The organism is Alcanivorax sp. (genome assembly GCF_051117345.1).
GTDB lineage: Bacteria > Pseudomonadota > Gammaproteobacteria > Pseudomonadales > Alcanivoracaceae > Alcanivorax.
The window spans coordinates 1-7,966 of the sequence record NZ_JBNPEC010000060.1 but is presented as its reverse complement, the minus strand read 5'-3'; the positions used below and the strand labels follow the sequence as shown (position 1 = coordinate 7,966).

General features: G+C 59.4%; 7 protein-coding genes. All 7 read right to left on the bottom strand.

What is annotated here, in order from left to right:
* Positions 1 to 38 precede the first annotated feature (38 nt).
* Positions 39 to 863, bottom strand: coding sequence for a capsule assembly Wzi family protein (locus tag ACFE0K_RS04040; RefSeq protein ID WP_434534838.1), 825 nt, complete (start codon positions 861 to 863; stop codon positions 39 to 41).
* A 353-nt stretch (positions 864 to 1,216) separates the two neighbouring features.
* The gene (locus ACFE0K_RS04035) at positions 1,217 to 1,852 is read right to left on the bottom strand and encodes an SDR family oxidoreductase (RefSeq protein WP_434534837.1); all 636 of its coding nucleotides are present in this window, start codon (positions 1,850 to 1,852) and stop codon (positions 1,217 to 1,219) included.
* Between the two features lie 231 nt (positions 1,853 to 2,083).
* Complete coding sequence (locus tag ACFE0K_RS04030) at positions 2,084 to 2,608, bottom strand: lipocalin family protein (protein WP_434534836.1); 525 nt, start codon at positions 2,606 to 2,608, stop codon at positions 2,084 to 2,086.
* Positions 2,609 to 2,780: 172 nt separating this feature from the next.
* Entirely contained in the window at positions 2,781 to 5,030 is a 2,250-nt protein-coding gene (locus tag ACFE0K_RS04025; protein WP_434534835.1) for a molybdopterin-dependent oxidoreductase, read from the bottom strand.
* A gap of 313 nt (positions 5,031 to 5,343) precedes the next feature.
* Positions 5,344 to 6,342: a porin gene (locus ACFE0K_RS04020; protein ID WP_434534834.1), complete on the bottom strand. Its 999-nt coding sequence runs from the start codon at positions 6,340 to 6,342 to the stop codon at positions 5,344 to 5,346.
* Between the two features lie 300 nt (positions 6,343 to 6,642).
* The gene (gene mazG, locus ACFE0K_RS04015) at positions 6,643 to 7,431 is read right to left on the bottom strand and encodes a nucleoside triphosphate pyrophosphohydrolase (protein WP_434534833.1); all 789 of its coding nucleotides are present in this window, start codon (positions 7,429 to 7,431) and stop codon (positions 6,643 to 6,645) included.
* Positions 7,432 to 7,636: 205 nt separating this feature from the next.
* The coding region (locus ACFE0K_RS04010; RefSeq protein ID WP_434534832.1) for an ACT domain-containing protein at positions 7,637 to 7,966 on the bottom strand (330 nt) is incomplete at its 5' end.

Genomic DNA, 7,966 nt, shown 5'->3' with positions numbered 1-7,966 from the left:
TCGCGGCCGATGACCGCATTCCAGAAGGCATCCAGATCCTACGGCCGCCCTTCCCCACCCCACTGAGCCAGGCGGGTCATGCCGATTTGCAGGGAATCCAGGGGATTGAAGACAAAGCGAGCGCCGGGTAGGCGGGCTTCCGTCACGGCGCGGTCATTTTCCAGTTGGCCGGCAATAACCTGCAGATCCCAGGGACCGATCCAGCTCAGCCAGGGGCTTTCCGGTGCCAGCGGCATGTGCCGGGAAATCCACAGGCCAGGTACCGGGCGGGCGTTATTGGACAGGGCCAGAGAGCTCTGCCAGCCCGGGCCCCACCAGCGATCGATGGCACCGACGCCAAGCTGCCAGTTGCCGACTATGCCGGCCAGATAGGTATCGTCGAAACGCAGATGGGTATCGTCCCGCTCACCATCCACATAGCCAACCGCCAGGTTTGCCGCCCAGTGCTCGCCCATGCTGTAGAGGGCGATCCGGCTGGTAGCTTCATCTTCTACCTGGGAGGAAAAACTGGTGTAGAGCGGCTCTTGAGTGGCGCCGCCGACGGTCAATTGCGCCCCACGGGAGGCCTGACGGGTCTGCTCCAGGGCTTGCTGCAGATAGGCAGAGTGCTGGTTTTTGCAGGTGCTGACTTCGTCGGAGGATTGCCCCGCCAGAGCCAGGCGATAGCCTTTCATGAGGGCCGCCCAACTGATCGGCCAGGTCAGCGTGATGCCCTTGAGGCAGCCCTGGCTTTGCAAAGCTTCAATATGGTGGCGCGCCGTCAGGTCGCCGGCCTGCACCCAGGGGGTAGCCGCCTGGGAAGACGCGCTGAGGCCGATGCACAGGGCTCCGAGCCACCGAATTAGGGAGGGAGATAACCGCACTAGGACGTCCTATCCTTCTTGTGGTGCATAACAAGAGGCGCATTATGCGTGCTTAATCTTGTCAGCTATATGACAAGGGGCCGCATTTTACAGTTTGTTTACGGGAATGCGAACGGTTTACGACGCCGATTGAAAAGAATTCAGGCGGACGCCTGAGCCGAGCCTGTGAATAGTAGCTTAGGGGGTTTGAGGGGGGTGCGCCCCTTGTCTGACAAAGCCGGAGGACTTGCGCCTGAGCGACTCGGCAGAAGCCCTGTGCCTGACTGTAGGAGCCGTACTTGCATGGCGAAAGGGCTGGGAACAGCTCGCCATGCGAGCGTAGCTCCTACGGTTGGCCAGTAGGATCTTTTCGCTCAAAGTCCATCAAGGGCGTCACGGATGGGGGTTGGGCCGGCAATGACGTCGAATTCCTTGTTGCTCAGCTCACGGCGGGTGGTTTCCGAGAGCACTTTAGCGACATCTTCGCGGGATATATCACCAAATTCCTTCAACTTTTCAGCAACCTTCACTTTCTCCAGGGGCGGCTCTTCGGTAAGCCGGCCAGGGCGGACGATGGTGTAGTTGAGCCCACTGGCGCGCAGGTGGTCGTCCGCCTTGCCCTTGGCCGCGAAGTAATGGCGCAGTTTTTCCGGGCCGGACTCCGGGTCGTCGGCGCGCATGGAGCTGACCATGATAAAGCGCCCTACTCCTTGCGCTTTGGCTTGGTCAATCAGGCTGATGGCGCCGTTCTGGTCCACATCGATGGTTTTTTCAGGGCCGGTATCAGGGCCCGACCCTGCGGTAAAGATAACCGCATCCTGACCTTCAAGGGCCTGACTGCAATCCCCTTCCAGGTCTGCTTCCACCACTTCATGAGCACCCAGTATCTCCAGGTCGGCTTTCTGGGCCAGGTCACGGACCATGGCGCGCACCTGAATATTGTCGGCCACCAGATGGGGAATCAGGCGACGACCGATTTTGCCGTTGGCGCCGGCGATCAGGACTTTCATGGGGGCTCCTTGCTTGTCATGACTGGTAGTCCAGTGATGGTGGGTTGGGGGTAGATTTCAAGGGGGGGTGCGCAGACCCGGTCAGGCCTTGGGAGGGGAGAGGCGAGTTACGAGTTTCTAGGAGCGAAAACCGACTGCTTTTCGAAACTCGTGACTCGTAACTCGCGCTTAACAGCCCGGCGATTGGGGGGGGGCTTGCAAGGCGTAGCGCTTTAGGACTACGCCAACCGGCTATTCATCCCACTGCTGTGGCACTTCTTGCAATTCGCCCAGGTTGTAGCCCCGGTCCCGGGCGATGTTCTTGAGTTTGGTGTAGGTGGCATCGCTGAGATGCGGCTGGCGGGCCATGATCCAGAGGTAGTCCCGTTTTTCCCGGCCAATGATGGTGGTCTGGTAGTCCTCATCCACATATAGCACCCGGAAGTCTGCCTTGAAGGGCCAGATGAAACGCATGCCCCAGATGGCCGGGTCCACGTCGCTGACAAAACCGGTGGGGGTCATGCGCTTGAACTCCCCGTCGAAACCGCCTTTGCGGAAGGTAAAGGTGGTGGCGATCTTGTTGGGGCCGATGCGCTTGTAGTTCTCCATCGCATTGTAGGCGCCCTTTTCCGGCAAGGTGGGGATGTTGGCGATCACGTACCAGTCGCCCATGAAACGGTCCAGGTTCAGATTATCGGCGATCTGGATAGGGTCTTGCGGGTGGGTTTGGCAGGCTTGCAGCATGATCAGACTCACAATGATAAGGATGCGGCGCATTGGGGATCTCCTTTATGGGGAGAATGCCGCATGGTGGGACAAGGCGAGGTGAATGCGCTTTTGATCGATCTGTTTAGGAGGGGAGGTTTCATTCGCTTTGCGAGCAAAGCTCCAGCGGCCAAGGGATAGGGGGCTGCTGTTGGAGCTATACTTGCATGGCGAAACGTTTTAACTACCCCGCCTTCTTCCGGCTTTTGGTGGCCTTGGCGGGCTCCACTGTTACCGGAATGCCATTGAGCTGAGCCATGGCGGTGACGGCTTCGACTCGGTTGCTGCCGATGATGTCGTTGACGCTCTGCCCGGCCACCCTGCGGGCGACACCCAGTTGCACGCCTTCGCGATCATGGCCCCAACCATGGGGGACGCTGATGACGCCGGGCATGATGTCGTCGCATAGCCAGGCTGGCAGGGTGATGGTGCCGGACGGGGTGCTGACGACCACGTCATCACCGTCGGCCACGGCCAACTGTTCGGCATCGTCCGGGTGGATCATGGCGTTGCAGCGGCCCTTCCCTTTTACCAGCCGCTGGCTGTTGTGCATCCAGGAGTTGTTGCTGCGGATGTGGCGGCGGCCAATCATCAGCATCTGCTCAGGCGCCACCGGTTTGGGCGCCGGTAGCCCCTGCAGGGCTCGAAAATACAGTGCCGGCACAAGGTTGATGCGCTGATCCCGGGTGAACAGGCGCTCGGGGAGCATGGGTTCCAACGGCCCCAGATCGATACCGTGGGGTTCCGCCAGCAGCTTTTTCAGGGTCAGCCCCTTACGTTCACCTCGTAGGACTTTCCACGCCACTTTGGGCAGGGAATGCAGACCGTCGCGGCGCAGGTCGTCCAGCACCTTGCCGGCGGTACCGTATGGCCCCAGACGCAGGCCCAGATCCACCAGGCCGCGATCACCCAGTTTGCGGACGAAACGGTCGGTGGCGGCGATTTGCAGGCGGGTTTTGCGGTCCCGTGCGCGCAGGCGATTCAGCCTGGTGGTAAGGCCATTGAGGATCTCCCAATCGTGTAGCGCGCCTTCAGGCTTTTCTACCAGAGGCGGGGTGAATTTCACCACGTTGCGTACGGCCACCGCCTGGAAGATGGGGTCGAACTGGGCGTGCTCCAGTTGCCCGGTAGGCGGCAGGATGATGTCCGCGTGGCGGGTGGTTTCGTTGATGTAGAAGTCGATGCTGACCATGAAATCCAGGTTATTCAGGGCCTGATCCAGCTTCTGACCATCCGGGCAGGACAGCACCGGGTTACCGGCATGGGAGACAAAGGCTTTCACTTGCCCCTTTCCCGGCGTAAGCATTTCGTCGGCCAGGGTGGTCACCGGGAATTCGCCACCGAATTCCGGGTAGCCGTGCACCCGGCTGCGGTAGCGGTCGAAGCTGCCGGTGTCGCCGCTGAGGGCACCGATGGCCACAATGTCGAAGGCGGGCTTGGTGAACATGACACCGCCTTCCCGATCCAGGTTGCCGGTGAGGATGTTGATCACATAGACCAGCCAGGCACTGAGCGTGCTGTGGGCACTGGTGGTGACGCCGACGCGGGAGTAGATGGCCGCACGAGGAGCAGCGGCAATATCGCGGGCCAGCTTGCGGATGGCATCGGCGGGCAGGCCCACGGTCTCGGCCACTTTCTCCGGTTTCCAGTTGGCGACCAGGCGGGCCAGGTCCTTTTTACCATCGAGAATCTTGTCCAGCTGGCCCGGGGCCACCAGCAGCTCCTCAAACAGCACCTGGACGATGGCCAGTAGCAGGTAGACGTCGGTGCCGGGGCGCACGAAGTGATGTTCGTCGGCCACCTTGGCAGTTTCGGTGCGGCGCGGATCGATGACCACCACCTTGCCACCGCGTTTCTGTATGGCTTTCAGGCGCCCTTTCACGTCCGGCACGGTCATGATGGAGCCGTTGGAGGCCAGCGGATTGCCCCCGATGATCAGGAAGTAGTCAGTACGGTCCACATCCGGGATGGGAAACAAGGCCTGGTGGCCGAACAGTTGCCAGGTGGCCAGCTGGTGCGGCAGCTGGTCGGCGGAGGTGGCGCTGTAGCGCTGGCGGCTGCGCAAGGCTTTGACGAAAGGCAACAGCGTAAAGAGCGCCCCGTGGTTGTGGGCGGTGGGGTTGCCGAAGTACAGGGCTACCGAATCCTTGCCATGCACTTCCTGAATGTGATGCAGGCGCCGGGCGGTCTCGTCCAGGGCTTCATCCCAGCTGATCGGCACCCAGCCGTCGGCAGTGCGCTTCACCGGGTGGCGCAGGCGGTCCGGGTCGTGATGCAGGTCCTGCAGTGCCACGGCCTTGGGGCAGATGTGGCCTTTGCTGAACGGGTCGTCCTTGTCGCCACGGATGGCCAGAATCTCGTCACCGCGATGCTCGATCTCGATACCGCACATGGCTTCGCAGAGATTGCAGGTGTGGTAATGCGTCTGTTTCATCCGTGACCTCGTCCTGGCGCGTTGGCTTGGAATGTTCTTGATAGCAGAGGAACAGGGAGGATGCCATGACTTGCCGGGAAAAAGGGGCCGGTGCCATTGGGGAGTGTCACAACCGATGGGTTTGACGGGTAACCGCCCTATGCATTCGTCAAAAGGATAAGAGGTGGTTCGCCATGCCAGCATAGCTCTTACAAAAAGCCATGGCTGGACCGCAGACACAACAAAAAAAGCCCGCCATAAAGGCGGGCAGCTGTCACTTGCGTCGAGGAAAAGCTTGGCTGGGGGAGCAAGCTCCCGCCAGCCTTATTGTTATTTAGAACTTGTGTTCCATGCCCAGGCCGAAGATGGTTTCTTCTTCGTCAGCCAGGTCGAAGTCGAGCTGGGTACCGTAGACGTAGACTTTGCTGGCGCTGGCCAGTTTGTAGTCTGCGCCCAGGCTTACCTGAGTCACTTCTTCGTCAGACTGGTCGCCGTCGGTCATGCCGTACTGGGCTTTCAGTTTCACACGGTCGATCTTCATTGCAGCGCTGACGACCATGGAGGAGTCTTCGCCTTCGCCTTCGGTCTCTTCAGCCAGCTGGTACAGAGCGCCCAGCTCGAAGTTGCCCGGCTTCAGGCCAACTGCCAGACGGGTGATATCCAGGCTTTCGATACCGGTGCTGTCGGCGACCAGTTCGTCACCCATGTCGGTATCGCGAGAAACGGCGCCGTAGAACATGTCTTTTTCGGCAACCAGGGAGATGGAAGTGGTATCAGCGATATCGGTATCCGCTTCGCCATCCGCATCCACGTCGTCACCTTCACCCGGGATGAACGCTACGTTCAGGGTGATCATGTCGGCCAGCTTGGGAGTGCTGTACTGGATGATGTTGGAAACACGGTTTTCACCGGCCAGGACATTCTTGATATCACCGCCGATATCGTTGAACTGGTCGATTTTACCTTGGGCTTTCTTGGTCGGGGTGTCGAACTTACCCGCTTTGATGGTACCGAAGGAGCCTTCCAGGCCACCGAAGATGTTACGCTGGGTGAAAGTCTGGCCACTCTTGTCGCCGTCATCCACGCTCATTTCGAACTCAGCCTGGTAAATGGCTTTCAGGTTGGCCACGTCTAGGTCGAAATCCCCTTTCACACCCAGACGGGATGCGTTGCTGTTCAGCTCCCAGGTGTCTTCGCTGGTGGTGCCGTCGTCAACGTCAGAGTTTTCCAGGGAAATGTTTACTTTACCGTAGACAGTCGGACCGTCAGCCAGAGCCAGGCCCGGAAATGCAACGGCAGCCCCCACAGCGATCGCAAGCAAATTCTTCTTCATTCCAACACTCCTTCAATCAGGCAATAAATGTGTGCAAAGCAACAGCGTGAATGAGACCTCGTCGTTTGGAGGTATCGTTTACTGCTTGGTGGCGCAGTATGGGGAGTTAGAGTGACGGAAAAGTTGCTCTAATGTGAAGTTTTTGTTTCAGGGGGAACTTTTCGGCAGTGAACAGTTAATAGTGAATAGTTAACAGCGGCGCGACCCAGCGTTGTTGGGCTTTAGGAAGTCGAGGCCGCGCTCAACCTCTCGGCGCAGCCTCGGCCATTCAGAACAGATAAGCCCGGCCCGGGTAACTGTTCACTGTTCACTGTTCACTGATTTCGCCTGCTGCCAGGCAGCTTCCAGGGCGTCGTCATCCAGGGTATTGAGCGGTTCGGGCTGATCTTTCTCCATTTGCCGGAAGCGACGCTCGAATTTGGCGGTGGCCTTGCGCAGTGCCTGTTCCGGATCCAGTTTCAGGTGGCGGGACAGGTTCACCAGGGTGAACAGTACATCGCCGAATTCATCTTCGATGTCAGCTCGATCACCACTGGCCAGGGCCTCGTCCAGTTCCGCCAGTTCATGGTCCACTTGGCGGCGCACCGGTGAGGTTTCCGGCCAGTCGAAGCCGACCTTGGCGGCTTTCTTCTGCACTTTTGAGGCCCGTTGCAGGGCCGGCAGGCCGGCGGGGACGCCATCCAGGGCGCTGTCATGGGCCCGGCCTTTGGCGGCCCGCTCCTGCTGCTTGATGGCCTCCCAGTTGACCTTCACGGCCTGCTCGTCGGCGGCATCCGACTCGCCGAACACATGGGGATGGCGGCGCACCATCTTGTCGCACAGCACCTGAACCACGTCGTTGAAGTCGAACAGTCCCTGCTCCCGGGCGATCTGGGAATGGAACACCACCTGCAACAACAGATCCCCCAGCTCCTCTTTCAGCTCCGGGTAATCCCGCTGGGCAATAGCCTCCGCCACCTCGAAGGCTTCTTCGATGGTATAAGGCGCAATGGAGTCGAAGTCCTGCTTCACATCCCAGGGACAGCCGGAGTCCGGGTCGCGGAGTTGGGCCATGATGGACAAGAGACTGACGATAGAGTGTTTTTGCATGCTTTCCCTTCTTCCTATCGGCCATGCTTACAAAATTGCGGCGAGGATTAGTTAACAGTGAATAGTGAACAGTTAACAGCGCGCGGGCTGTCGCTGTTGTGTTTTCAAGCAACAAGGCCGCGCTCAAATACTGGGCGCGGCCTCGGTATGGCAAAACAGGAAACCCTGTCCCGCGAACTATTAACTATTCACTGTTAACTATTCACTATTTTTTATACCGCCGCACCTCAAGCACCCCCTTGAGCTGGTCCATTTTGGCCAGCACTTTGCCCAGGTTGCCGAGGGTGGCGATTTCCAGGGTGAGGAGCATGGTGGCGGTGTTGTCGTCCTGATGGGACTGGGTATGGACGGCAGTCACGTTGACCTTTTCGTTGGCCAGTACCGCGATCACATCCTTGAGCAGGCCCTGACGATCCCAGGCGCGCAGGAAGACATCCACCGGGTAGGTAATGCGGGCCGCTTCGCCCCAGGTGACTTCGATGACCCGGTTGGGGTCGTAGCCCTGCATGGCCAGCAGTTTTTCACCATCGGCACG